Source organism: Paenibacillus graminis, from assembly GCF_000758705.1.
Classification (GTDB): Bacteria; Bacillota; Bacilli; order Paenibacillales; family Paenibacillaceae; genus Paenibacillus_AQ; species Paenibacillus_AQ graminis.
In genome coordinates, this window is record NZ_CP009287.1 from 2282435 (window position 1) to 2307548 (window position 25114).

Here is a 25114-nt window from a genome sequence, read left to right on the forward strand (position 1 = left end):
AGAGGGAGAAGGATGCAAGAAAATATTGATCTTTTGCTGGATCATCCGCTGGGTGCGCTGCTCGGTTATTTCACTGTGGCCATACTTGGCCTGGTGGTATTCCTTTCCTTTTTTGAAATGGTGACCAAATATAACTGCTGGGAAGAAATACGCAAGGGGAACGTGGCGGTCGCTATGGCAACCGGAGGCAAAATTTTCGGCATTTGCAATATTCTCCGCTTCAGCATTTCAGCAGGCGTCTCGATCTACGAAACGATGAAATGGTCGGTTGTGGGGTTTTTGCTGCTGATTCTGGCGTATTTCCTGTTCGAGTTTCTGACTCCGGTTTTTTCCATTGACGATGAGATCGCCAAAGATAACCGGGCTGTGGGCTTGACCGCCATGATCATTTCCGTGTCCCTTTCGTACGTTATTGGTGCTGCTATTTTCTGATACGGGGGTAGAATACATGAAGATGTTGGTTCGGGTTCTGTTTTTTTCTGCCCTCGCTTTTATAGCGGCCGGTATAATATATCTAATGATCAACTGAATTCAAATGTGAGGTAAGAAGGAGATAGTTCAGATGGAAACAACAGTTTGTCCTTGGTGTCATACAGAGATTGTATGGGACGAGGAGTTCGGGCCGGAGGATACCTGTCCCCATTGCAACAATGAGCTTAGCGGCTACCGTACGGTGACCCTGGGGATCGATGACCTGGAAGATGAAGATGAACCGGAAGGGGCCGGGGAGCCGGACCAAGATTCGGTTAGTGACGATGATTTATGGGATGATGAGGATAAGGAAAGTGTAGTGCCGATCTTCAATACGCTGGTTCAATTCGGTGAAGATTACGATTTGAAGCACTACGAGTCCAAAGTGGCGGCTATTCTGGCGGCTCAGCTGGAGGCGCCTGAATGTCCGCAGTGCCATGAGCTGATGCTGCTGTCCGGCACGCAGAAGGTAGAGGGTTTTGAGCCGTCATCCCCTGAAGCTCTGGGCGGGCCGGTGCTGAAACCGCCATTCTCGCTTAATCTCTTCGTCTGCCCCTCTTGCTTCCATGTGCAGCACAGCCTGGCCCAGGAAGACCGCATTCAGCTGGTGCGCAATCTCAGCATAGGGGTCAAGTAATCCAAGTATGCAGGTTATGCTTTCTCCTTGAGCTGGGCATGTTAAAGCAAACACGTCCAGTTGGCAAGGAGGAGCAGTATGAAGGATTCAGCGCATAAACAGGAGGTACTGCTGCTTGCAGTCAATGGGTTATGTTCACTTGCAAGCGTGCTGGCAGGAACCTTCTTGAACGTTTATTTATGGAAAAACCAGCAGAATTTTGCCATGATCGGCTGGTTTACGGTAGCTCAGCAAATAGCCGTGGGGTTAAGCTTCTGGCTGGGCGGCAAATGGGTCAAGGAACATAACAAGATGAACGCCCTGCGGCTGGGCCTGGCCGTTTCGGGCCTTTTTTATTTGCTCGTACTGTGGCTTGGTAATCGGGCGGTTCATTACATTTGGCCGCTTGGTTTGGTTTTGGGCATAGCTATCGGTTTATTCTGGCTAGCGTATAATATTGTTTATTTTGAAATTACGGATGCCGGGAACCGGGATTTTTTCAATGGCTGGATGGGGCTGCTGGGTTCATTTACCGGCATATTGGGCCCTTGGGTATCGGGCTGGATCATTTCTGCCCTGCATGGAGAGCGCGGGTATCGCCTGGTCTTCCTTTTGTCCCTCTCCATTTATGGAATTGCTGTAGTCTTAAGCTTTTTCCTTAAGAAACGCAAGAGTGAAGGGGCGTACTTATGGATGGAGCCTTGGAGGGAGCTGCACCGCAAAGGCAGTGCCTGGAGGCCGGCAGCGGCAGCCTTGGTGTTTCAGGGGTTAAGGGAGGGGGTGTTTTCCTTTCTGATCGGTCTTCTTGTGTACATAGCCGCTAAGCAAGAAAGCAAGCTGGGGCAATTTGCACTGATTACTTCAGCGGTTGCCCTGGTCAGCTACTGGGCTGCGGGCAAATGGTTCACACCGAAACTCCGCTCGGGAGGAATGCTTGTTGGCGGTATTCTGCTGGTTGCGGTTATCACACCGCTTCTCTGGAACGTCAGCTACGGCACCTTGCTGATTATGGGCATAGGCACCTCACTTTTTCTTCCATTATATATGCTGCCAATGACCTCAAGTGTCTTTGACCTTATGGGAGAGTCGAAAGAAAGCGCGGGGAAAAGGGTGGAGCTTGTAGTTCTGCGGGAGCTTTGCTTGATGTGCGGCCGCATGCTGGGCGTCTTTGTGTTCATTGCCGTACTTTCGGTGAACGATTCGCCGCGTGTTATTACCTGGTTGATGCTGCTCCTGGGGGCGGCTCCGCTGGGAAGCTGGATTACACTGCACCATCTGCTGAAGCGAAAGGCCGATGCCTCCCTCTTGCAATGATTTAAAGAATGGACAGGGGGAAAAGAGTATTGGTCAAAACAAAGGATTACGGTCTGAGGACAAAGGTTACCATCATGGTCTCCGCCGTGGTGATGCTGGTCATGGTGGTGCTCTACATTATTTTCAGAAATCAGATTATTCCCCAGACCAGACATGCCCTGGAGGACAAGGCAACGGCCATCGCCCGGACCATTGCCCTGATTCCCCTGGTGTCAGAAGGGCTTAATGAAGGACGCAGTAAAGAGATCCAGGCCTATACCTCCAAAATCACCCGCCGCAATGATATTATGTTTGTAGTCGTGATCGACATGCACAGCATCCGTTATTCACATCCCGATCCGTCGCGGATCGGCAAGCCCTTTGTCGGGGGAGGGCAAAAGGCTGCGCTGCACGGTGAAGAAAGCATTTCAGAAGGTGAGGGGCTGCTCGGGAAGTCCCTGCGGGCCTTTGTGCCTGTGTATAATAACAGAGGTTCCCAGGTAGGTGTAGTAGTTGTAGGCCTCTCTATGGAACGAATTCACCTGCTCATCCGGCAGAATGAATGGACCATTATCGTGATTCTGCTATCCGGTGCCGTACTTGGAGCGGCAGGAGCGATGGTCCTGGCCCGGAAAATCAAGCAGATGATGTTCGGCATGGAGCCATCGGATATCTCCAAGCTGCTCCAAGAACGCAGTGCCATGCTGCAGTCCACGCGCGAGGGGATTATTGCGGTCGATCATGCAGCCCGGATCAGCATGATCAACAGGGAAGCGGAGAGGCTGCTGGGCACTGCCGGGATTACAGGCAATGGAATGACCCGGCATATCGCCGATTATTGGCCGGAGCTGCGCCTGGAGCAGGTGCTGTCCAGCGGCGAGTCCAGGCAGGACCAGGAGCTGGAGCTGAACGGGGTCACTTTGCTGGTGAGCAGTGTGCCCATTCAGGTGAATGGGCGGATTGCGGGGGCCATCGCTACCTTTCGGGACAAGACAGAGCTTGCTGTACTGGCGGAGCGGCTGTCCGGCATATCCGTCTATGCGGACGCCCTGCGGGCAGGGGCACATGAATATATGAATAAGCTGCATGTGATTATGGGCATGACGCATATGGGCCTCTACGATGAGCTGCAGCAATATATTTCGGGAACCGTGAGCAACTATCAGAATGAGATCGGTTCGATCACCAGGTCAATCAAGGACCCGGTTATGGCCGGCTTTCTGCTTGGGAAGCTTAGCAGAGCCCGTGAAGCTGGAATTGAGCTGCTGCTTACAGAAGACAGCTACCTCCCGGAATCTGCCGATCCGCAGGTGATTCATCAGCTGATTACCATCGTAGGCAATCTGCTCGACAACGCTATGGAGGTGTTGGAAGGGCAGCGCCTGAAGGAAATCGGGCTTTCTTTTCAATATGAACGGGGACGTCTGATCTGTACAGTGCGGGACAATGGTCCGGGAATCCCCGAGACTTTGCGGGAACAGATATTTGTCCAGGGGTTTTCCACCAAGGGAGAGCAGCGGGGGATGGGCCTATACCTGGTTCGTAAAAGTGTGGAGAAGCTCCAGGGCCAGCTTCAGATAATACCCGGCCCGGAGCCGGGAACGACATTTATGGCCGATGTGCCATATGCAGTAAAGGGTGAGGAGACCAATGACCATTAAGGTGCTGATCGTTGAAGATGATCCGATGGTGGCGAAGTTCAATCGGCACTATTTGGAGCAGGTTCAGGGCTTCGAGTTCGCCGGCTGGGCCGCTTCGGTCGATGAGGCCAGGATGCTGCTTGCTGAGCTGAAGGTGGATCTCATTCTGCTGGATATCTATATGCCGCGTACCAGCGGGCTGCAGCTGCTGTCCTCTTTGCGTGAGCAGGGCAGTGTAGTCGATATTATCGTCATTTCTGCAGCCAGCGACAATGCCAGTATCCGCAAGGCCCTCCAGCTGGGGGCCGTCGATTATTTGATCAAACCGTTCGAGTTCGCCCGCTTTCAGGCTGCATTGTCCGCCTATCGGGAGGATTACATGCTGATGAAACACAGGGAGCATCTCAGCCAGGAGCAGCTGGACAAGCTGCTGCGCCATTCCATGGGAACGGAGGAGGAAAAGAGCGGCACGCTGCCCAAGGGTCTTACCGAAGGGACGCTGGAGAGCATATGGCGCACCATTCAGAAGCTGGAGAGTCCGGTGTTTTCCACCGAGGAAATCACGGCAGGGGCTCCGATTTCGCGGATCTCCGTACGCAAATACCTGGCTTTTCTCACAGAGGCCGGTGTGCTGGAGATGGAGATCAGCTACGGTGCGGTGGGCAGGCCGGTATATATGTATACCGTGACCGCTTCAGGACATGAAATTATAGCTGCATATATTTAATCGGGCTGGCCGCGAACAGGGGACCTTTGGGTCCTTTTTTTGTAAATATTTGTTTGGCTGAAATGCCATCTGAAAGCGAGTAGCCTGATAGTGTTTGATTAATTTATATTATCATTTGTTTTACCAAGTTATAGAAGGTGAGTGCATGTACAAAAAAATTGAATGGCAATCTGAATACAGTCCTGCCGATATAAATTCAATAAGAACTGTAGAGAATAACTTTGGAATTGTATTTCCCAAGGACTATCTTGAAGTAGCCCAAAAATACCAAGGAGGAGAGCCTTCTTCAAAAACTATCTTTATAAACGATAAGAAAGTTATGTTTGGGTATTTATTGACATTTCTAGCATTTGATGAACTTGATATTTTGGACAAATACAACTCGGAAAGAAATTGTTTGCCTAAAAAGCATTTTCCTTTTGCAATTGATGAATATGGTAATATGTTTTGTTTTGATTTCACTAACAGCAATGCTCCTAATATTGTTTTCGTTGAAAAAGGGAACACGGCTACAGCTAGTTTTGTTGCTCAAAACTTTCTAGATTTCGTTCATTTATTTGGTTAGTAATTTTTGGTTATAATTACCCCAAATAACACACTTTCGTTACATCGAACAGGTCGATTATGGTCTACCACCATAATTGACCTGTTTTTATTATTTCTGTTAATTACGTTTTTTAAATTCATTCACACAAGTGTTCATCCTGTTCCCCCGCCCCCCACCCCCGCTTACTTTAATTACTAAACTATTTTTTTAATTACGTAAGCTTCCAAGAACCGCACCTTTGCCGCTATGATTATTGTGAAAATATGCACAAGGGGGCAATAACACCATGAAAAAGAAAGCAGCAGCTGCTCTTATTCTCATTCTCTCGGTCATGCTCGTTATCGCAGGATGCGGCAACAATGGCAGCAGTAACAGCACTGGGAACAAGAGTAAGGACAATGAGGCCAAAAAAGAAACGACTGAAGCAGTTTCGGGGGCATCGGAAGCAAGCTATACACCGTACGATCAATTAAAAGATAAATATGATATCATCATCGTTGGTGCGGGTGGTGCCGGGATGTCGGCAGCGCTTGAGGCTAAAGCGAAAGGCTTGAATCCGGTGATTCTGGAGAAAATGCCGGTAGCGGGCGGAAATACGTCCAAATCCTCTTCGGGGATGAACGCTTCGCAGACGAAGTTCCAGAAAGAGCAAGGCATTGAAGACAGCAATGATTTATTTTATGAAGAAACGCTAAAAGGCGGCCATGATACCAATGATAAAGAGCTGCTCCGTTTCTTCGTGGACAATTCAGCGAGTGCCATCGACTGGCTGGATTCCATCGGAATCCGCCTGAACAATATCACCATTACCGGCGGGATGAAGGAAAAACGCACACACCGTCCTGAAGACGGCTCTGCGGTAGGGCAGTATCTTGTCAAGGGATTAGTGAAAAACGTGCAAGAGCAAGGCATTCCACTATTTGTGAACGCTGATGTCAAAGAAATTACCGAAAAAGACGGTAAGGTAACCGGCGTTAAAGTCCTGTTCAACCAGGCAGACGAAAAAACAATTACAGGTTCTGCTGTCATTGTCACCACCGGAGGTTTCGGCGCCAATAAGGAAATGATTGCCGAGGTTAGACCTGATCTGGAAGGGCTGGTAACCACCAACCAGATTGGCAGTACCGGTGACGGCATCAAAATGATTGAGAAGCTCGGCGGCACCACCGTCGATATGGATCAAATCCAGGTTCACCCGACCGTGCAGCAGGAGAAATCCTATCTGATCGGGGAAGCCGTTCGCGGTGAAGGCGCAATCCTCGTATCCAGTGAAGGCAAACGGTTCACCAATGAAATGGATACACGTGACCATGTCACTGCAGCCATTAATAAGCTTCCAGAGAAAGCCGCGATCCTTGTTTTTGATTCCGGCGTGAAATCCCGTGTCAAAGCGATTGAGCAGTATGAGAAAATGGGATTTGTTCTGACCTCGGATTCGATTGAAGGCCTGGCTAAAGAAATGAAGGTTCCGGCAGACCAGCTGCAAAAGACAATGGATACCTGGAACAGCGCAGTGAAGAATAAGAAGGATGCTGAATTCGGCAGAACGACAGGGATGGATAACGACTTGTCCGGCGCGCCATTCTACGCGATCAAAATCGGGCCTGGGATTCACTACACCATGGGCGGTGTAAAAATCAACACCAACACAGAAGTATTAAATAAAGAAGGCCAACCGATTACAGGTCTGTTCGCTGCTGGTGAAGTAGTAGGCGGACTGCACGGCCAAAACCGGATCGGCGGCAACTCTGTTGCGGAAATTATTATCTTTGGCCGTCAAGCAGGAATTAAATCGGCTGAATTTGTAAAAGCACAATAAATTACACAATGCTATTAATATAGAAGGGTTGTCCCTCAGTAGATTATTTCTACTGTTGGGACAACCCTTCTTTTTTGAGCGTGGAACAGCTTCTAAGTTTTGAATGGTCGCGGAGAAGGAGGAGAAGGTCTGGACGTCCGGGTCAGCGAAAAGAGTTCAAGCTCCGGCCGGGAAATGCCGGCCAGGGTATCGGCCAGGAGCTCTGCTGCGATCATGCTGTAGACGGTTCCATTGCCGCCATAGCCTTCTATGAAGTAACAATGAGGATAATCCGGATGTGGGCCTATAAAAGGCAAGCCGTCGTGAGAGAATCCAAATACACCGCCCCAGGCGAACTCTGCAGATAACCCCTTAATCCCGGGGAAGAGCGCTTCCAGCTCTTCAAGCAGCCGCTGGCTCTGAGACCGGACCCTGGCCTCGCGTTGCCCAGGATCAGTTAGCTGCTCATCCTTGCCCCCGGCAATGATACGTCCGTCATTCGTTGTGCGGAAATACAAATAAGGCCGGGCCGTTTCCCAGATCAAGCTTTGTTCATGCCAGTGGGGGAGGTTCTTCAAGGGCTGGGTCATAATTGCGTAGGTATGAATCAGCTCGGCCCCCCGGTCCTTTTTCATCTCCTGCGTTTCATAACCCATGGCAAATATTACCTGGTTGGCAAAGATGCGGCCAGTCTCTGTGTAACAGGTAACCCCTTGCGGCCCAAATTCAAAATGACTGGCCTTCGTATGTTCATATACGCGGACACCACTTGCGCATGCCTTATGAATGAGACTGTGCAGCATCCGGAACGGGTTCGTTTCCGCATCCCCTCTGGAGTAGATGGCCGCTGGTTTGGCGAAGGAGTAATGGGCCCTGATTTTGTCTTCCTCCCAGAATTCTGTGTCAAAACCATGGGCGGCCAGATGGTCATGCTCCAGCTTCAGAGCGGAAACATCCTCTGGAAAGCTTGCATAGAGCAGGCTGCTTCGGGGTATAATGTGCGGATCAATATCCAGTGTGCCCGGCAGCTTCAGAATATCCCCTATAGCCTTACGGCATAGTTTGTAGAATAATAGGCCGTTGTCTGCTCCAAAAGTATTCATGCAGGAGGTAAGGGATTTGTCGTTGGCAACTTGGAGCAGTCCGGTGTTGGCAGAGGTGCTGCCTTTTCCCACTGCATGTTTATCAATCAATACGGTATTGGCTCCGCTTGAGGACAAGCGGTAAGAAGCCATCGCCCCTCCCATACCTCCGCCTACAATCAGACAATCGCAGGTGATATCCCCATCCAGCACAGGATATACAGGGAAATGAGGAAGGGTTCTCTCCCAGGGCACCAGCCCGCTGATTAATTTCATCTGTTGATCTCCCCCTAAATGAGATTCGGATAAGGTAGTATTGGTCGCTGTACTGACTCTCATACATCTGCTTTCTTCATAGGTAAGGAGTTGTGCATATAAGCACATATTTAGCCTTCATGCACCGCATACTAAAGCTGCTTGAACCATTTTGAAGGAGGGAACAGTGAATATGCAATCTACGCAAATGCAACCACTTACCGGAAAAGAACTGGAATATATTTCCGATTCCATCTCCAATGAGGATCTGCTGATTAAGCAGTTGGCGGCTACCGCCGGCAGCACCCAGAACTCCACAGTTAACCAAATCTGCAATCAGCAGATCCAGAGCCATACCCACCATTTGGGAATGCTCGTTCAGCTTCTGCAGCAGCACCAGCAATATGCACCTACGCAACCCCAGCAGTAAGTGAGTTTTCAGCATGCTGAATCTAATGAATATTCAAGGAGGTTATTAAGTGAACACACAAAACGGAACGCAATTTATGGCGGATGAAGATCTGTTGACTATGATTTTGGATGACCTGAAACGGACAGTACGCGAATACACGACAGCGGCGACAGAATCAAACTGTCAAACTGTGCGCCGGGTCTTCAATGACCTGACCATGGATACTCTGCGGATTCAAGGAGATCTGTACTACCAGATGTCTCAGATGGGAATGTACCAGGCACCAGACAAAGCCCTTCGGCAAGCCGTGGACAAGCAGATTCAAAGCGCACAGCAGACCCAGCAGAAAAGCCAGCAATTTGTACAGCAAAAAATGAATGGAACCGGTCAGTTCAGACAGGCTCCAAATGTGCCGCAGCATCAGCCTAACGTGCACAGTTCCTATTATATGTAACCCAACTGCCTTCCGCCCGACGCAGCAGAGCTAATCTCTCCGGTCCCTGGCGGAAGCGGCTGCTAAGAACAATGCACTGTGTTAACCCCGCGCCTGCGGGGTTATTTTGTTTGCAGAAGTGCCATTTTCATGTCATATTAGTATTAAACTCTTTTCGCAGGAGGGAAGGCATGAAGGAAATGAATGAACTAAAGAGGAAAGTGCTGGAACTGCTCAAGGAGGACGCGCGCAGCTCTACGGCGCTGATGGCGACATTGCTTGGAGCGGATGAAGAGAATGTCAAACAGGCGATTGAAGAAATGGAAAGAGACCATGTCATCGTAAAATATGCGACAGTCGTGAATTGGGATAAGGTCAGCGATGAACGGGTAACCGCACTCATTGAGGTACAGATTACACCGGAGCGGGGCCGCGGCTTTGAAGGCATTGCCGAACGGATCTATTTATATCCGCAGGTGAAATCGGTCTATCTGATGTCAGGCGCCTATGATCTCTTGGTAGAAGTCGAAGGCCGGAATCTGCGGGAGGTAGCGAACTTTGTCTCCGAGAAGCTGTCGCCGATTGATGCAGTGCTCTCTACCAAAACCAATTTTACGCTTAAAAAATACAAACAGGATGGTATCATCTTTGAAGAGCATGAGGAAGACAACCGTCTCATGATATCTCCGTAAAGGAAGTAATCATATGATCACGAATAACAGTCAGCAAACCGGAGATACAGGCAAATCCATGCATTCCTATTTGGCCCCGCTGGTCCAGCAGATTCAGCCTTCGGGCATCCGCAAGTTTTTTGATCTGGCGGCAGGCAGCAAAGATATTATCTCCCTTGGGGTCGGGGAGCCGGACTTCAAGACGCCTTGGCATGTCAGGGAAGCCTGCGTTTATTCGCTGGAGAGAGGCTTCACCGGCTATACCTCGAATGCGGGCATGCCTGAGCTGCGGGAAGGCATCTCCGAATACCTGCACACCCGCTTCGCCGTAGAATATAATCCGGCCAATGAGATCATTGCCACAGTAGGCGGGAGTGAAGCGATTGATCTGGCGCTGCGCGCCTTGATCTCGCCCGGAGATGAGATTCTTATTCCGGAGCCTTGTTATATTTCCTACTCGCCGATTACAGCAATAGGCGGAGGGATTCCTGTAGGCATTGAGACGTTCGGGGAGAACAACTTCAAGCTGACCGCCGAGGGGCTGGAAGCCAAGATTACCCCGCGTTCCAAAATCCTTATTCTCTGTTATCCCAGCAATCCGACAGGAGCGATCATGAGCCGTGAGGATTGGGAGCCGATTGCCAAGGTTGTGGAGAAACATGATCTCATCGTGATTTCGGATGAAATCTATGCCGAGCTGACGTACGGCAGTGCTCATGTCAGCTTCGCTTCCCTGCCGGGCATGAAGGACCGGACCATTCTGGTCAGCGGTTTCTCCAAGGCGTTCGCCATGACGGGCTGGCGGATGGGTTATGCCTGCGGCCACCCGGATTTGATCTCCGCGATGCTGAAGATTCACCAGTATACGGTCATGTGCGCGCCTTCCATGGGACAGGTGGCCGCGCTGGAGGCACTGACCAACGGCATGGAGGAGAAGGACCGGATGGTTGATTCGTATAACCAGCGCCGCCGCCTGATTGTCAAAGGCTTGCGCGATGCCGGTCTGGATTGCCATGAACCGCAGGGCGCATTTTACGCGTTTCCGAGCATTCGCCGGACCGGACTGACCTCTGATGAGTTCGCCCAGCGCCTGCTGCTTGAATACAAGGTGGCTGCCGTTCCAGGCAGTGTTTTCGGATTAGGGGGCGAAGGGTATCTGCGCTGCTCCTACGCCACTTCCGTCTCCCAGCTCAATGAAGCTGTTGAACGGATAGGGGCATTCGTCTTACAGCTTGAACGCGAACGAACCGAGTAATGCAGCCAAAATGAAGTAAATCGGACTATGGCGGATATTCCTGTTCTATGGTATTATTTTACTCTGGGAACAAGAAACACCTGTATATGCATTTACAAGGATTTTCTTTTCTGAATAATACTTTTAGGAGGGATGATTGTGCTCAGCGCCGATTATTACTTGCCTTCCTTCGGCGGCGAATGTTTGACCGGAAGCGGCAAACGGCCCCCCAAAGGTGATATTAACGCACGAAGACTCTCCCTGGAAGATGAGATCCGCACACTCCGCAGCAGAATGGAACAGCTTTTTGTACAGGAGAATTCATTCACTTCGGCGAAGGTGATTGAAATCAGCAGCCTGCTGGACCTGAAAATAAATGAATACATGAAGGGGCATTCCCGCCGGCGCTAAGGCTGGGGGTTGCTTTTGATCAGGGACCTTCGGGTCCCTTTTTTGTGTCCGTATCACTCATGTGAAATTTTGATTGATTTTTACCAGCAGATCTTTGAGGAGCTTCTGCTCATCGTTGGAAAGGGATTGAACGATTTCAGCCTCTACCTGTTGAAAAGACCTTTTGAACTCTTCGATTAATTCAACTCCTTTGGGCAGTACAAAAATATTTTTTTGCCGCTCGTTATGGGCTGGGATTTTGCGTTCGATGTATCCTTTTTTTTCAAGACCCTGAAGTATGCTCGTAATGCTTGCCCCGCGGGCATGGAACCGGTCCGAGAGATCCCTCTGAATTATCCCCTTCTCTTGATGCTTATGAATATATTCGATCATTTTTCCTTGCTGGGCATTTAATCCTAATTCTCTAATGCTCTCATCAGCCCGCCTTTTCAACTTCAGCCCGATGAGCTGCAGTAATTCCAGATAGGGTGTATTCTGCTGAGTATTCATTAACATTTTTCCTCCTTACTCATGGACTATTAAAGTTCTAATTATCAATAAGGAAACTTTATTAGGATTGAAAAGAATTGTCAACATAATATTCGTATATTGACAATTAGAATTCTAATAATTAAAATACAATCAATCGGTTCGTCGTTAAGACGACCTGAACAAACTGAGGAGGTAATAAAATGAGCAGCGGCGAACAAAGATATCCAATGGCAGGGGTAACGGCTATTACGAATGCCCGTATTTTTGATGGGGAGAAGGTTATCGGAGCAAGACATATTTTGATTCAAGGAGGCACGATCATCGCTGTTGGGGGAGAGATTCCGGCACATGCGGCCGTTATTAATGCGGATAATGCGATGTTAATGCCTGGTCTTATGGATGCACATGTTCATACCTCCATTGGCGGCTTGCGGGATGCTTTGAAATTCGGCGTCACGACTGAACTTGAGATGAATGGCGGTTTTACGAAAAAAGGGCGTGAAATTCAGTTACAGAATTTAAGTGACGTCGCGGACGTCCGTTCAGCCGGTATGGCTGTCACTGCTCCAGGCGGTCATCCCGACGAATTATTGCCGGATCATGATGGTGGGATTCCTGATTTTGTGCTTAAAGAATTAGAGAAGTTAACGGAGAAAGAACGAAATGCGATGCTCGAAGCTTTTGCCCATGATCATGATGAGGCCCCTCAAGTGACGACCATAGAAGAAGCGGTCAAACATGTTCATACTCAAGTGGAGAACGGCGCCGATTATATTAAAATCATGATTGAAGAAGGAACGGTCATGGGGGTGCCGGGACTCCCAGTTTTAAGCGAAGACATTCTAAAAGCGGCTGTGAGAGAAGCGCATAAGCTGAATAAAATCGTCCTGGCGCACGTATTGACAGCTGACTCTTCGCTATCTGCCATCCAAATGGGTGTTGACGGCCTAGCCCACTTATTTATCGACCGGCCTGAATCAACGTCCGAAGTAGTGGCAGCTATTAAAGATTCCGGTGCGTTTGTTACCCCTTGTTTGGTATTGAACGCGTCGATCATCGGAAATCCGGCGTCCGAACTGGCTGGCGATCCGCGGGTGAACTCGAAATTAAGCCCGGAATGGATCGATATCTTGAATTCCAGCTTTAATACTTATCCGCAAGGGAGCCTGGAAAACAGCTTCAAAAGTGTCATGGATCTTCACAAGGCCGGAGTTGATATTCTCGTCGGGACTGACGTCTCTCCCGTTCCGCTCCACAACCTCGGAGGCCTTGCTCATGGGGCCAGTGTTCATCATGAGATGCAATTGCTGGTGAAGGCGGGCTTCACTCCTGTAGAAGCCCTTCAGTCAGCTACCTCCAAGCCGGCCCGCCGCTTCGGTCTCCAGGACCGGGGGCGCATTGCCGAAGGCATGCGTGCGGATCTGGTGCTGGTAGAAGGTGACCCGACAACTAACATTTCAGACAGCCTATCCATCCAAGCAGTGTGGTTAAAAGGAGCGGGGCAGCAGATTCATTAGAAATCGTATATAAAGTTGTTGGCGGACTGCACTCCCCTGCCGGGCAAGGCAGGGGAGTGTCTTTTAACAGTCAAAAGTGAAGCAGGCAAGGAAGCCGTACTGCATTTTTACAACATTCTTACAACAGAATGAAAGCGATTGCAGTCTAAGAGAAACTTTATTTTTTAATAGGAGAATAGAAGCTGGACCGCAAGCGGGAATTCATCAGGCTGCTGACAGACGGGTGATTCCGCTATCAGTCATACCGGGGGCCGGATTAAGCGGAGCGTCCCTTCTACGTCCACAGGCGGAAATGAGAAGCAGGCGGCAGCCCGATGGCGGGGTCCGGCAATAGGCATATAATGATCTCATGTGAGTAGACAAGGATGCGGCTGTGCTGCACAAGAAAGAGGATGAGAATCATGTTAAAGGCTGAAATGCTGCGGGACCCGGGTACTTTTGACAGATTGGAGCTAACGCCTGCTGGGGCCGTGAACCCGGTAAATGGACAATGTTATCCGTGGGAGCACGGATTTTATGCTTTTCTGAATGAGGCTGATACGGAAGGCAGCAACAAAAAGTATCTGGAAATGTACAATAAAATCGCCCGTTTTTACCGGCTGAGCAACAAAGCCTATTTCGCACTTAAATTTGGCGGGGAACGGAACTATAGACGACAGTTTCTCTCCGTGCTTGAGCTGCGGGACGGCGATCGTGTGCTGGAGACCTCAGTGGGCAGCGCAGATAATTTCCCCTATATTGATGCAAAGGCTGAGTTCTATGGATTGGATATCTCCAGCGGGATGCTGAAGCAGGCGGTCCGCAATCTGCGGCGCTGGAAGCTCAAGGCTGAGTTGTTTCAGGGGCAAGCAGAGCATCTGCCTTTTCAGGACAAGATGTTCGACTGTGTGTATCATGTAGGGGGCATCAATTATTTCAGTGATCCGGGCCGTGCGGTGCTGGAGATGATCCGGGTGGCGAAAAGCGGCACCAGGCTGATGATTGCCGATGAGACGGAGAAGCTGGTCAAAGGAACTTATGTGAAGGTGCCGGTGGTCAAGGGTTATTTTGAAAAGGGGAAGGATTTGCCGGGTATTCTGGGCCTGGTTCCGGAGAATATGCTGGAGATAGAGTACAGAGAAGTCTGCAAAGGTATGATGTACTGCATTACGTTTAGAAAACCGTAAATGCAGCAGAATAGCTGCTGCTCATCCCGGCTCAGGATTTTGCATATCAGAAATTCCGGTCTTTGTTTGCCTAATGTATATAGGAACGTATAAACTAATTACATGTGACTTATTAGACAGGGGGACAAACAATGGCGATCTATACACGTACAGGTGACAAAGGGGAAACCTCGGTTATTGGCGGCAGAGTGGGCAAGGATGATGTGCGCGTGGAGGCCTATGGCACGATTGATGAGCTGAACAGCTTTGTCGGCCAGGCGCGCAGCCTGATGGAGGACGCGAAGTTCGCAGATGTCCGGGAGCAGCTGCTGGAGATCCAGCATGAGCTGTTCGATTGCGGCTCAGATCTGGCTTTTGTGAAGCTTAGCGAGAACAAATATAAGGTGAAAAGCGGGATGGCAGAACGCCTCGAAGGCTGGATCGATGCCCTGCAGGCGGAGAATCCGGTGCTGGAGCGTTTCATTCTGCCGGGGGGGAGCCAGCTCTCTTCTGTGCTGCATGTCTGCCGCACCGTCTGCAGGCGCGCGGAACGGCGTGCGGTGACGCTGGGACGGAGTGCAGAGATCAACCAGGAGGCTGTGATTTATCTGAACCGGCTGTCGGATTATTTTTTTGCGCTGGCCCGCGCGGCCAATACACGGCTAGGGATTGCTGATGTAGAATATGTGCGCAGCAAAAAGGTGTTCCGCAACTAAGATGACGATGAGCTATTATTCACCGATTACCTATCAAGTGCCGCCGTCCGAGGACGGCTGGCTGCTGAAGACCATCCTGCAGAAGCGGATGGACGTTTCCCGCAAGCTGCTGTCCCGGCTCAAAATGACGGAGCAGGGCATCATGCTGAATGGCGAACGGGTTTACATAAGCGTCCGGGTCTACGCAGGAGATACTGTACAGATCCGTATGGAGCAGGAGACCTCGGAGGATATTTTGCCGCAGCCGCTTCCTTTTGAGATCCTCTATGAGGATGAACATCTGCTGGTCGTCAACAAGGCGGCAGGAATGATTGTGCATCCGACCCACGGGCATTACACGGATACATTGGCGAACGGAGTCGTCTATTACTGGGCGCAAAAGGGCGAGCAGTTCCGCTTCCGTCCCGTCCACCGGCTGGATCAGGAGACTTCCGGCGTGCTGGTCATTGCGAAGAATCCATACAGCCACCAGCATATTTCCGAGCAGATGATTGCCGGAACAGTGGACAAGCGTTATCACGCTTGGGTCCACGGTGTTCCTGCTGCGCTGAGCGGCGATATTGACGGCCCGATCGACCGCGATCCGGCGGAGCCGCACCGGCGGATCGTGACGCCGGACGGCTATCCTTCCTTGACCCGGTACGAGGTCAAGGAGGTGTATTCCGGCGCAGCAAAAGTCGAGCTGAAGCTGGAGAGCGGCCGCACCCATCAGATCCGGGTGCATATGGGCTCCATCGGCTGCCCGCTGATCGGTGACGGCATGTACCGCCACCCGCTATACAGCAAAGCGGGCCTGTCGGCTGAGGAGCCGGGGGATCCGGTCCCGGTGAAGCCGGCGCAGCTGCGTCGGACAGCGGAGCTGGAAGCCGGAGAGCGGGCGCAGCTGGAGCGGATAGCAGAGCTGGGAGCCGGAGAGCGGGCGCAGCTGGAGCGGATAGCGGAGCTGGATGCGTCCATTCCGCGCCAGGCGCTGCACGCGGTGCGGCTGTCCTTCCAGCATCCGGTGCTGCGCACGGAGCTGGTGTTTGAAGCTCCGCTGCCGCCGGATCTGGCGCTGCTGCAGGCTAAGCTGCAGCGGGAGACAGCGGCAGCGGAACTGCCCGGCAGTGATCGAAATCAGAGGTAAAAATACCTCTGATTTGTCCCAAGTGAGCTAGAAAGGGAAATGAGAGGTAAAAGTACCTTTAATTTGGCCACAAGTGAGCTATAAAAGGAAATGAGAGGTAAAAGTGCCTTTGATTTTGTCCCAAGTGAGCTATAGGAGGAAATGAGAGGTAAAAATACCTCTGATTTGTCCCAAGTAAGCTATAGGAGGAAATGAGAGGAGAAAGTGCCTTTGAATTTGTCACAAGTGAGCTATAGAAGGAAATGAGAGGTAAAAGTACCTTTGCTTTAAACTCTACTATTTACTTTAACTTACACAACCTATCATTCTCAATATACACTGAAGGAGCAGCCGATGAGTCATTTAAAAGTCTATCAATATCCCAAATGCAGCACGTGCCGCAGTGCGGTAAAGTGGTTAAAGGAAGCAGGCCATGAGCTGGAGCTGCAGCATATCGCTGAGCAGCCGCCTACCGCCCAAGAACTGCGCGTGCTGGTGGCGAACAGCGGGCTTGAGCTGAAGAAGTTTTTTAATACAAGCGGTGAGGTGTATAAGAACCTTGGGCTGAAGGACAAGCTTCCGCATCTCAGTGAGGAGGAGCAGCTGGAGCTGCTGTCCAAGCACGGCATGCTGATCAAACGTCCGGTTGTCACTGACGGCAAGAAGGTTACCGTGGGCTTTAAGGAAGAGGCGTTCAGCGAATCCTGGTCTATGTAGCATCCGGGTTTCCCTGCTGCGGAAGGGCGTCCAAGCTTTTCTGCTATTCCAGTGCGCCGAATCGGGCTGTACCTCCGGGACAGCGTTCTGAATTGACATTAGCTTAACCCGGCGTTGATACTGTGATGATTCTTCCGCTTTAAAGTAAACCTGAGAGCGCCAACTTAAAGCCGCAGGGTAGGAGACGAGGAGAAAACCCTCTATGCGTCAGAGTGAATACAGGCCCATTCCGGGTCTGATTACACTTTGACGGATTGTAGGGTTTTTTGTGCTGCTCAGATTTCACTACGAACATTTGGGAGGGTACAGTCACAGATGCAAAAAGTGCAAAAAGTGCAAAAAGTGAGAACAGCAAAAAAGCTGGTGAACCTGGTGGCGATTGCAGCTATATTGACCGGCTTACTGGATACGTCATTATTGTCCGCAACCGCTTCGGCTGCCGTGTTCTCAACAGCGGCGCCTGAAATGTCATCACCAGCAACAGCAGAGTCACCGGAACCGGAAAATGTTCTACTGGAACCTACAGCACCGACACTTGCAGCACCGATACCTACAGCACCGGTATCTGCAGGGTCAGCAGCTGCCGAGCCTGGTAGAGCGGAAGCTGAGGTCAGACGAACACTGACCGCTCCGCTGATTGACGGCAAACTGGACGAAAGCTTCTGGAGTCTTGACGAGTCATTAAGCGTGCGGACCGGGGAGCCGGCAGGGGAGAAAAGCAGCTTCGGGCTGCTGTGGGACAGCACTTATTTATACATCGCCGTTGATGCGCCTGACAGCACACCGATCCACAACGGTACGGGGTATTGGTTCGATCAGGACAATCTGAATCTGTTTCTCGACCCGACGCTGCACCGCTCATCCCCTTTTGCGAAGGAGGATATGCAGATCGGCATCCTCTATCAGCCGGGCAGCAGCACGCCTGAATTCCGCTTCGGTGCGGCGCTGAACAATCATCAGGGCAAGGATGAGAAGCAGGTGCTGCGTGCTATCCAACAGACCGGGCAGGGCTGGAGCGCGGAAATGGCTGTACCTTGGGAGATGCTGGGCCTGGACCCGCATCTGAAGAAGCAATTGGGGCTGGAGCTGAGTGTGACTGACCGGCTGGAGAAATCTGACGCCACAGCGCAGCGCACGGGGTACTGGAGCGCCTACAATTCCTCCAGCTTCTGGAATGATACTTCCGGCTATGGAGTCATTACGTTGAGTGACGAACAACCGGCCAGCGGGGAGATGAATCCAATACTGCTGGAGGAAAATTTTGACGGTTACGCGGATGGAGCCATACCCGAAGACTGGATTGCCGACGGGAGTGCAGGCAGCAGCCCGTTTGCGGTAGTGCGGGAGCCGAGTGCGGTGACGGAAGCAACATACAACTCAGGCCAAGACATTACCAGTGTTATGGAAGCAACCTACGACCCAGACCAAGGCCAAAACAATAACAGTGTTACGGAAGCCGTCTACAGCAATGGCAGATTGCGGTTTGACGGCAATGCCGCCGGACGGCAGGGCCGGATTGTGGCCCCGGTGCAGGCGGATCATTATGTGATTGAAGCGGATGTCCGCTTCGAAAGTGTGCTGAACAGTGCCCGCTGGGCAGCGCTTATGTTCCGCGTCCCGGCCAACGGCAAACTGCCGTATTACCAGATGGCGGTGCGCCAGAACGGGAAATACGAGCTGGCCTACCGGAAGCCGGACGGTGCCTGGAATGTGACGTCGGACGGAAACGGTGCACCGCTTCCCTTGAACAAGGATTATTCAATGAAGGTCCGTGTCTTCGGCGACAACGTCAAGGAATACATCAAGGCCAAGGATGAGGCGGATTATACGCTGCTGCTGGACAAACCGCTTGAGAACGGGCTGCTGGATAAAGGCAAGGTGGGCTTCCAGGCTGACCAGTCAGCGGTTTCATTTGACAACCTGAAGGTGACTCGGCTTACAGCCGACCGTCTGGAGCTGGATCTGCCGCAGCAAGCGGAGGCACTGGCGGGACCGCTTACGGTAACAGCTTCGGTGTATTATTCTGACGGGCTGACAGAGCCGGTGCAGGCCAACGGCTTAAAGCTGTACTCTTCCGACGAAAGCATTGTGCGGATTGTCAACAATCAGCCAGTGCCGGTCAAAGAAGGGCAGGCTACGGTCACAGCCGTCTACTATCAGGCGGAGGCCAGCCGTCTGCTGACCGTTACGCCTTCCAAGACAGGGGCAAAGGTGCTGAGCCTCAGTCACGAAACCGGCTATGTGCTGGCGCAGACCGGCCGGGAGCTGGCATTAGACGCGCTGGCGTTCCACGCAGAATCCAGTGACTACAGCACGGGAGAACTGAAGGGGGATGCGCTGGAATGGAGCACAGACAGCAAGGGGGTCATTCTCGGCAAAGACGGGATAACTGTCGAGACCGAAGGCATACACCAGCTGACCGGGCGGAAGGATGATGCTGTTATCAGATTAATTCTGGTGGCCAAAAAACCGGAAGCCAAGGAATACGTGTTGTTCGAGGATAACTTTGACAGCACACCGGAGGGGACGCTTCCTGACGGCTGGAAAAAGGTGCAGGGCATGACAGCCGGCAAAGCTGCCGTGAAGGGTGGAGCGCTGGAGCTGAACGCCACCGCGGCCCCGGACAATCCATTACGCTTAATGCTGCCGGATTATCTAAGCCTGTTTGGCAACTATGTGATTGAAGGTGATATCACCCACACGGACGCGCTGAATGCCTCGCGCTGGAATTCGGTGATGTTCCGGGTCCAGCAGGGCGATTATCCGTATTACCAGATGGCGGTGCGCAAAGATCCTTCCGCTGCCAATGGTGTGGAATTCGCCGAGCGGACGGCGGCCAATCAATGGAATGTAATGGAGAGAGGCTCTTATACGGAGCCTCTGGCCGAAGGTGTACCGCTGCATTATACGATCAAGGCTTACGGAAACCAGGTTCAGGAGTGGATTAACAATCAGCTGATTATCGAGACGCTTCGGGCGAACCGTTATGCCAAAGGCGGGATTGGCCTGCAGGCGGACAGCAGCAGGATGCGGGTCGATAACCTTCGGGTGACCTTGCTGGAGGAACCGCTGCCGGCACCTGTGATCGAGCCCTTCATTAAAGTGGCAGAGCCGCAAACGCAAATTGCGCTCGCCCCGACGATTGTTACAGAGATCAAGCAGTCAAGCGACCTTGGCAAGCTGGCCGCAGATCAGCTTCCGGCTACGGCAATCCTGCATCTGAACCCGGAGCTGATGGTGATTGAACCGGGAACCGGAGCCGAAATTGCCGCTCTGCCTGAGGTGCTGGCGGCAGCCGGGGACCGGGTAATCCCTGCTTTTTATGTGCATGATGCGCTGGCTGTAGACCGGCTGGTGCAGGTGCTGCGGGAACGCGGGTTGGAGGACGTGTTCGTGGTCTCGGAGCAAGGGGAGCTGATTAAGCGGGCCAGGGCGGCTTACCCGATGGCCCGCGGCATTCTCGACTTCACCGCTGCCGGGAATCCGGGGCCGGAGGAGCTGCTGGAGATGCGCCGTGCCACAACGGCCAGCGGAGCGAGAGTAGCGCTGCTGGCTGGGAATGCTGCGACCCGCGAGAATACGGCGTATCTGCAGAAGCTGGCGGTAATGGTCTGGAGTGAGGCGAAGGCGCCTGCACCTTCCGGCATGACAGCCGGATTGCATCAATTGATCACAGCCGGCGTGAACGGTCTGGTCATTGATTTGCCCTCTGCGGCCCATGCCGCACTGGCGCTGTACAACCGCGATACCACGCTGATCCGCAAGGTGCATATCATTGGACACCGCGGAATGCCTTCCGTGTCGCCGGAGAATACGATCGAAAGCAACGTTTTGGCACTGGATGCCGGAGCGGATTTTATTGAAAATGACATGTTTCTGACTACGGACGGGCATCTGATCATCACGCACTCCCCGGTATTGGAAACCACAACGGACGGCAGCGGACCGGTGGAGAATTATTCACTGGAGCAGCTCAAAACCTACAATGCCAACAAGACTTACCCGGAGGGCTTCCCGCTCGTGAGAATGCCGACCCTGGATGAGCAGCTGGAGCTGGCGCGTTCGCGCGGCAAGCTGGTGTATGCCGAGATCAAGACGCAGACGCCGGAGGCGGTGGATGCTTTTGTCCGCACAGTGAAGGCGCATCATGCAGAGGACATTGTAAATGTGATGTCTTTCCATTCAGCCCAGCTGGAGCGGTTGAATAAACTGATGCCGGAGATTCCCGCCGGACTGCTGACCGGTTATATTGCCAGCGAAAATAACGTGGAAGGCTCGCTTCGGGATACGCTGAAGACGGTGTCGAAGCTTAATCTGACCTTCAATACGGATTACAGCGGGCTTGGACCGGAGTTCATGGAGGCGGCGGTACACCGTGGCCTGCTGATCTCACCCTGGACGCTTAACAAACGCGAGGATGTGATCCGCTTTCTGAAGCTTGGAGCGTTCGGCATCACTACGGACTATGCTTACTGGGCCTCCGATTGGGCAGCATCACTGAGTGCGAAAACTGCCAAGATTGAACTGAATCCAGGAGAGGAACGGGAGCTGGAAGCCTTCGTTGAGACCTATAAGGGCGAGCACAAGGAGATCACGCCTGAGCTTGTATTCCTGGATGGGCAGGAGCTGCTGCAGGGGGATGGAAGCCGGGTGAATGCCCGGAAACCGGGAACCGCCCATGTGCTGCTGCGTTATTCAGCTTCCATTGAGAATGGAGGCACGTATGATCTTTATTCGCAGCCGGTGGAAATTACGGTGAAAAGTGCTGCGGGTCCGACATCCGCCCCAACGCCGACAATAACACCGACGGCAACTCCAACTGCAACTCCAACGGTTACGCCATCGCCGGCGCCTGCAGCCACTTTGGCACCAAGTTCGGGAGCTGGAGGCTATACATTTCCTAGTGCAGCGCCTGGAGCCGGATATACCAGTGTGCCTGGAACAGTTGGCGCGCCCCCTTCCCCGGCATTGCCTGTACTTGAAGCGGCGGATGGCACAGTAGAGGCGGCTGTTCTGGAAAAAGCGTTCCGTACCTCCGCGCAGGCGGCAGTCAACTTCACCGGCGATGCCCTGGAGCTTCCGGCAGCTGTATTGCAGAACGCCGCGCACAGCGGTGCCCTGCTGAAGGTGACCCATACTGAAGCGAAGGCCGGATACATGCTCCCGCTGGAGCAGCTGCAGCTTGAACAGCAGGCTGCCGCGCTGGGCACAGGCTTGCAGGAGATGAAGCTTAAGGTTACCATCCGCAGGCTGGATGGAGCAGCGGCGGCGGCAGTAACCCGCGCGGTGGAGCTGGCCGGTGGCCGGCAAATGTCCGCTGCGGTAGAGTTTAATCTTGAAGTGCTGTCAGACGGGCGATCAATTCCGGTCACGTCCGGTTCCCGTTATCTCACGCGTTCGCTGGTCCTGGACTCGCCGGCTGGCAGCACGGCAACTGGAGTCATGTTCTCGCCGGAGAAGGGAACCCTGTCCTTCGTGCCCGCCAATTTTACCGGCGATGGAACGGAGGGAATGCTGCGCCAGATCCAGAGCGGCAGCAGCATCCTGAGCGTCATGACGCTGGATACATCATTTAGTGACCTGAATGGGCACTGGGCTGAACGGCAGGCGAAGCAGCTGGCAGACAAATTGCTGCTGAACGGAACCGGCGGCGGGCGTTTTGAACCGGACCGCGCGGTAACCCGGGCGGAATTCGCCGCCATGCTGGCCCGCGCGCTGGCCCTGCCAGCCGGTCAAGGCAGCGGGAAGAAGGCAGCCTGGCCGGATGTTCAGCCTGCGGACTGGTTCGCGGGCGACGTAAACGCCGCCGCTGCTGCCGGCTTGATCAGCGGTTTCGGCGACGGAACTCTCCGTCCGGATGCCAAGGTGACCCGCAGTGAGCAAGCGGTGATGCTGGCCCGGGCCCTGCGCTACATCGGGCAGGACAGCGCCGCTGGCAGCGCAGCTGCGGAATCACCGCCAGCCCTGGAGCTGTTCAAGGATGCGGCAGGCATCTCATGGGCGCGCGGGGAATGGAACATCGTCATTCAAGCCGGATTAATGAACGGTGTATCGAAAGAGCTGCTGATGCCGGAAATGAGCGCAACCCGCGCCCAATCGGCCGTGCTGCTGCAGCGGTTCCTGAGCTTGGCGGGCTTCATCCAATGACGTGGTGGCGGGACTGCGGTCCCGCCGTTAATACCGCGCTGACAAACGGCTGTTACAATGGTCAATATTCACTGGCACAGAAGGGGGATAACAGGTGAAGAACGGACTGTTTGCGGGAAGCGGCAACCACAGGATTATACCGGCAGTGCGCAAGGCTGAAGACCTGCAGAAGGCTTGCGACAGCGAGTGGCCGATGATTTTTCTGCTGATCGGCGACCTGTTCACTGTGAAGCAATATGTGAGGCAGGGCCTGGAAGCCGGCAAGAAGGTTTTCCTGCATGTCGATTTTATCGGCGGATTGGGCAGTGATCCTCTGGTGGTCAAATATATTGCCGAGAAGATTGGCCCGACCGGCATTATCTCAACCAAGAACCATATGGTCAAGCAGGCTAAGAAAAGCGGGCTTCTGGCGATCCAGCGCCTGTTCCTGATCGACACCTCCGCGCTGGAACACGGCATAAACAACGTGCGCCAGAATGAATCGGATGCGCTTGAAGTCATGCCGGGGCTGATTCCCAGGGTCATTACGGAGCTGAGCAGCAGCACTTCCCGTCCTATCATTGCCGGCGGCCTGATTAAGGATCATCAGGAGATTCAGACCGCTCTCCAAGCGGGAGCGAGTGCAGTATCGATGGGCAACCCGGAGCTTTGGCACAGTTTTGCACAAGCTTAACCTGGAGTTAATATCAGGATGACACGGTTTATTTATAGTGAAGAAGTAAACGTAAGTTAGCACTGTTCAATTTCATATCAAGGGTCGGAGACGAAGAGAAAACCCTTATGCAGCTATGTAGACGGCGGATTCATCATGCCCGCTTACTGTGCTGGATATAGGGTTTTTTGGTTTGTTTCCATTAAGGAGGCTGCTTTCCCATTGCAGGATGTGCTTGCGTACGAGACGTATTTTTTTGATTTAGACGGCACCATTTTTATTGGTGACCTGCTGCTGCCGGGAGTAAGGCAGACACTGAAGTATCTAAGGGAGCACGGGAAGCAGGTGTTGTTCCTGAGCAATACCACCATCCGGACCCGGGAAGAATGCCGGAATCGGCTAACGTTGATGGGGATTGAGGTCCGTACGGAGGAAGTGGTGACTGCGGCTTCGGTATCTGCGGTGTATTTCCGGGAAATGCAGGGAATGAACAACCGTAAGCCGCAGGTGATGGTGATTGGCGAGCAGGCTTTAAAATATGAGATGGCCTGCGGAGGGACTGCACTGACCGATGAACCTATGGAAGCCACGCATGTGCTGGTCGGGATGGACCGCAATTTTGATTATGAGAAGCTTCACCGGGCAATGAAGGCTGTCCGGGCGGGCGCGTATCTGATTGCCGCAAATCCTGATCCGAATTGTCCGGTAGTGGGCGACTTGCTTCCCGATACCTGGGCCATGGTCAAGGCCATTGAGGCAGCCAGCTGCGGCACTGTACAAGAGATTATCGGCAAGCCCTCCGCCTATTATGCGGAGAAGGTACTAGAGCAGAGCGGAACAAGGCGGGAGAACTGTCTGATGGTCGGAGACCGGATGGACACGGACATCCTCTTTGGCCTGAGCCACGGCATCAGCACTGCATTGGTGTTGACCGGAGTGACCGCGAGAGAGGATCTGGAGCAATATTCGACCCTGCCGGACCATATCTGGACCTCAATGTCCGAGATGCTGCAGAATCAGTTGCGCCTGTCCTGATTGCAGCAGCGTTGAACCA

Annotated in this window: 22 protein-coding genes; 20 read left to right on the plus strand and 2 right to left on the minus strand. The window is 52.6% G+C overall.

The features are described from left to right. The first annotated feature begins 12 nt into the window (after positions 1 to 12). The 7 genes from PGRAT_RS09220 to PGRAT_RS09250 all read left to right on the plus strand — a co-directional run bounded on the left by PGRAT_RS09220 (position 13) and on the right by PGRAT_RS09250 (position 7113). Positions 13 to 432, plus strand: a complete 420-nt coding sequence (locus PGRAT_RS09220; protein ID WP_025708003.1) for a DUF350 domain-containing protein — start codon at positions 13 to 15, stop codon at positions 430 to 432. Positions 433 to 562: 130 nt separating this feature from the next. Further along, entirely contained in the window at positions 563 to 1108 is a 546-nt protein-coding gene (locus PGRAT_RS09225) for a hypothetical protein (RefSeq protein WP_025708002.1), read from the plus strand. A 78-nt stretch (positions 1109 to 1186) separates the two neighbouring features. Next, on the plus strand, positions 1187 to 2401 hold the full coding sequence (locus PGRAT_RS09230) for an MFS transporter (RefSeq protein ID WP_025708001.1): 1215 nt from the start codon (positions 1187 to 1189) through the stop codon (positions 2399 to 2401). Positions 2402 to 2430: 29 nt separating this feature from the next. Continuing rightward, positions 2431 to 4041 (plus strand): DcuS/MalK family sensor histidine kinase, encoded by a 1611-nt coding sequence (dcuS, locus tag PGRAT_RS09235; protein ID WP_155990515.1) that lies wholly within the window; start codon positions 2431 to 2433, stop codon positions 4039 to 4041. Continuing rightward, on the plus strand, positions 4031 to 4747 hold the full coding sequence (locus tag PGRAT_RS09240) for a response regulator (protein ID WP_025707999.1): 717 nt from the start codon (positions 4031 to 4033) through the stop codon (positions 4745 to 4747). The genes dcuS and PGRAT_RS09240 overlap by 11 nt, the downstream gene beginning before the upstream one ends. A gap of 145 nt (positions 4748 to 4892) precedes the next feature. Continuing rightward, positions 4893 to 5312, plus strand: a complete 420-nt coding sequence (locus tag PGRAT_RS09245; RefSeq protein ID WP_025707998.1) for an SMI1/KNR4 family protein — start codon at positions 4893 to 4895, stop codon at positions 5310 to 5312. 268 nt (positions 5313 to 5580) lie between these two features. Further along, positions 5581 to 7113 (plus strand): flavocytochrome c, encoded by a 1533-nt coding sequence (locus PGRAT_RS09250; RefSeq protein ID WP_025707997.1) that lies wholly within the window; start codon positions 5581 to 5583, stop codon positions 7111 to 7113. Between the two features lie 92 nt (positions 7114 to 7205). Here the strand turns inward: PGRAT_RS09250 and PGRAT_RS09255 are convergent, their stop codons facing one another. Continuing rightward, entirely contained in the window at positions 7206 to 8450 is a 1245-nt protein-coding gene (locus PGRAT_RS09255) for an NAD(P)/FAD-dependent oxidoreductase (protein WP_025707996.1), read from the minus strand. A 172-nt stretch (positions 8451 to 8622) separates the two neighbouring features. Here PGRAT_RS09255 and PGRAT_RS09260 point away from each other — a divergent pair, with 172 nt between their 5' ends. The 5 genes from PGRAT_RS09260 to PGRAT_RS09280 all read left to right on the plus strand — a co-directional run bounded on the left by PGRAT_RS09260 (position 8623) and on the right by PGRAT_RS09280 (position 11590). Next, positions 8623 to 8859, plus strand: a complete 237-nt coding sequence (locus PGRAT_RS09260; RefSeq protein WP_025707995.1) for a hypothetical protein — start codon at positions 8623 to 8625, stop codon at positions 8857 to 8859. A 76-nt stretch (positions 8860 to 8935) separates the two neighbouring features. Continuing rightward, positions 8936 to 9295 (plus strand): spore coat protein, encoded by a 360-nt coding sequence (locus PGRAT_RS09265; RefSeq protein ID WP_411830919.1) that lies wholly within the window; start codon positions 8936 to 8938, stop codon positions 9293 to 9295. A 170-nt stretch (positions 9296 to 9465) separates the two neighbouring features. Then, positions 9466 to 9966, plus strand: a complete 501-nt coding sequence (locus PGRAT_RS09270; RefSeq protein WP_025707993.1) for an Lrp/AsnC family transcriptional regulator — start codon at positions 9466 to 9468, stop codon at positions 9964 to 9966. 13 nt (positions 9967 to 9979) lie between these two features. Beyond that, positions 9980 to 11200, plus strand: a complete 1221-nt coding sequence (locus tag PGRAT_RS09275) for an aminotransferase class I/II-fold pyridoxal phosphate-dependent enzyme (RefSeq protein WP_025707992.1) — start codon at positions 9980 to 9982, stop codon at positions 11198 to 11200. A 183-nt stretch (positions 11201 to 11383) separates the two neighbouring features. Beyond that, on the plus strand, positions 11384 to 11590 hold the full coding sequence (locus tag PGRAT_RS09280; RefSeq protein ID WP_042267953.1) for an aspartyl-phosphate phosphatase Spo0E family protein: 207 nt from the start codon (positions 11384 to 11386) through the stop codon (positions 11588 to 11590). A 57-nt stretch (positions 11591 to 11647) separates the two neighbouring features. Here the strand turns inward: PGRAT_RS09280 and PGRAT_RS09285 are convergent, their stop codons facing one another. After that, positions 11648 to 12079 (minus strand): MarR family winged helix-turn-helix transcriptional regulator, encoded by a 432-nt coding sequence (locus PGRAT_RS09285; RefSeq protein ID WP_025707990.1) that lies wholly within the window; start codon positions 12077 to 12079, stop codon positions 11648 to 11650. Positions 12080 to 12261: 182 nt separating this feature from the next. On the opposite strand from PGRAT_RS09285, the gene PGRAT_RS09290 reads away from it, so the two are divergent. The 8 genes from PGRAT_RS09290 (at position 12262) to PGRAT_RS09325 (ending at position 25095) form a co-directional block, all read left to right on the plus strand. Next, on the plus strand, positions 12262 to 13578 hold the full coding sequence (locus PGRAT_RS09290) for an amidohydrolase family protein (protein ID WP_025707989.1): 1317 nt from the start codon (positions 12262 to 12264) through the stop codon (positions 13576 to 13578). A gap of 401 nt (positions 13579 to 13979) precedes the next feature. Then, positions 13980 to 14744 carry a class I SAM-dependent methyltransferase gene (locus tag PGRAT_RS09295; protein ID WP_025707988.1) on the plus strand — a complete coding sequence of 255 codons (765 nt, stop codon included), beginning with the start codon at positions 13980 to 13982 and terminating at the stop codon, positions 14742 to 14744. A gap of 131 nt (positions 14745 to 14875) precedes the next feature. Beyond that, a complete protein-coding gene (locus PGRAT_RS09300; RefSeq protein WP_025707987.1) occupies positions 14876 to 15439 on the plus strand; it encodes a cob(I)yrinic acid a,c-diamide adenosyltransferase in 564 nt (187 codons plus the stop codon). Positions 15440 to 15446: 7 nt separating this feature from the next. Then, positions 15447 to 16565, plus strand: coding sequence for an RluA family pseudouridine synthase (locus PGRAT_RS09305; RefSeq protein WP_081954787.1), 1119 nt, complete (start codon positions 15447 to 15449; stop codon positions 16563 to 16565). 333 nt (positions 16566 to 16898) lie between these two features. Then, complete coding sequence (locus PGRAT_RS09310) at positions 16899 to 17261, plus strand: Spx/MgsR family RNA polymerase-binding regulatory protein (protein WP_025708345.1); 363 nt, start codon at positions 16899 to 16901, stop codon at positions 17259 to 17261. Positions 17262 to 17576: 315 nt separating this feature from the next. Continuing rightward, positions 17577 to 23408 carry a glycerophosphodiester phosphodiesterase family protein gene (locus PGRAT_RS31540; RefSeq protein WP_244884056.1) on the plus strand — a complete coding sequence of 1944 codons (5832 nt, stop codon included), beginning with the start codon at positions 17577 to 17579 and terminating at the stop codon, positions 23406 to 23408. A gap of 94 nt (positions 23409 to 23502) precedes the next feature. Next, a complete protein-coding gene (locus tag PGRAT_RS09320; RefSeq protein ID WP_025707427.1) occupies positions 23503 to 24081 on the plus strand; it encodes a glycerol-3-phosphate responsive antiterminator in 579 nt (192 codons plus the stop codon). Positions 24082 to 24291: 210 nt separating this feature from the next. Then, positions 24292 to 25095 (plus strand): HAD-IIA family hydrolase, encoded by an 804-nt coding sequence (locus PGRAT_RS09325; protein ID WP_238326867.1) that lies wholly within the window; start codon positions 24292 to 24294, stop codon positions 25093 to 25095. Positions 25096 to 25114 lie beyond the last annotated feature (19 nt).

Excerpts from the sequence above, each read along its gene's own strand:
- PGRAT_RS09220 (WP_025708003.1), top strand. The coding sequence starts at position 13 with ATGCAAGAAAATATTGATCTTTTGCTGGATCATCCGCTGGGTGCGCTG.
- PGRAT_RS09225 (WP_025708002.1), top strand. The coding sequence starts at position 563 with ATGGAAACAACAGTTTGTCCTTGGTGTCATACAGAGATTGTATGGGAC.
- PGRAT_RS09230 (WP_025708001.1), top strand. The coding sequence starts at position 1,187 with ATGAAGGATTCAGCGCATAAACAGGAGGTACTGCTGCTTGCAGTCAAT.
- PGRAT_RS09240 (WP_025707999.1), top strand. The coding sequence starts at position 4,031 with ATGACCATTAAGGTGCTGATCGTTGAAGATGATCCGATGGTGGCGAAG.
- PGRAT_RS09245 (WP_025707998.1), top strand. The coding sequence starts at position 4,893 with ATGTACAAAAAAATTGAATGGCAATCTGAATACAGTCCTGCCGATATA.
- PGRAT_RS09250 (WP_025707997.1), top strand. The coding sequence starts at position 5,581 with ATGAAAAAGAAAGCAGCAGCTGCTCTTATTCTCATTCTCTCGGTCATG.
- PGRAT_RS09255 (WP_025707996.1), bottom strand. The coding sequence starts at position 8,450 with ATGAAATTAATCAGCGGGCTGGTGCCCTGGGAGAGAACCCTTCCTCAT.
- PGRAT_RS09260 (WP_025707995.1), top strand. The coding sequence starts at position 8,623 with ATGCAATCTACGCAAATGCAACCACTTACCGGAAAAGAACTGGAATAT.
- PGRAT_RS09265 (WP_411830919.1), top strand. The coding sequence starts at position 8,936 with ATGGCGGATGAAGATCTGTTGACTATGATTTTGGATGACCTGAAACGG.
- PGRAT_RS09270 (WP_025707993.1), top strand. The coding sequence starts at position 9,466 with ATGAAGGAAATGAATGAACTAAAGAGGAAAGTGCTGGAACTGCTCAAG.
- PGRAT_RS09275 (WP_025707992.1), top strand. The coding sequence starts at position 9,980 with ATGATCACGAATAACAGTCAGCAAACCGGAGATACAGGCAAATCCATG.
- PGRAT_RS09285 (WP_025707990.1), bottom strand. The coding sequence starts at position 12,079 with ATGAATACTCAGCAGAATACACCCTATCTGGAATTACTGCAGCTCATC.
- PGRAT_RS09290 (WP_025707989.1), top strand. The coding sequence starts at position 12,262 with ATGAGCAGCGGCGAACAAAGATATCCAATGGCAGGGGTAACGGCTATT.
- PGRAT_RS09295 (WP_025707988.1), top strand. The coding sequence starts at position 13,980 with ATGTTAAAGGCTGAAATGCTGCGGGACCCGGGTACTTTTGACAGATTG.
- PGRAT_RS09300 (WP_025707987.1), top strand. The coding sequence starts at position 14,876 with ATGGCGATCTATACACGTACAGGTGACAAAGGGGAAACCTCGGTTATT.
- PGRAT_RS09305 (WP_081954787.1), top strand. The coding sequence starts at position 15,447 with ATGAGCTATTATTCACCGATTACCTATCAAGTGCCGCCGTCCGAGGAC.
- PGRAT_RS09310 (WP_025708345.1), top strand. The coding sequence starts at position 16,899 with ATGAGTCATTTAAAAGTCTATCAATATCCCAAATGCAGCACGTGCCGC.
- PGRAT_RS31540 (WP_244884056.1), top strand. The coding sequence starts at position 17,577 with ATGCAAAAAGTGCAAAAAGTGCAAAAAGTGAGAACAGCAAAAAAGCTG.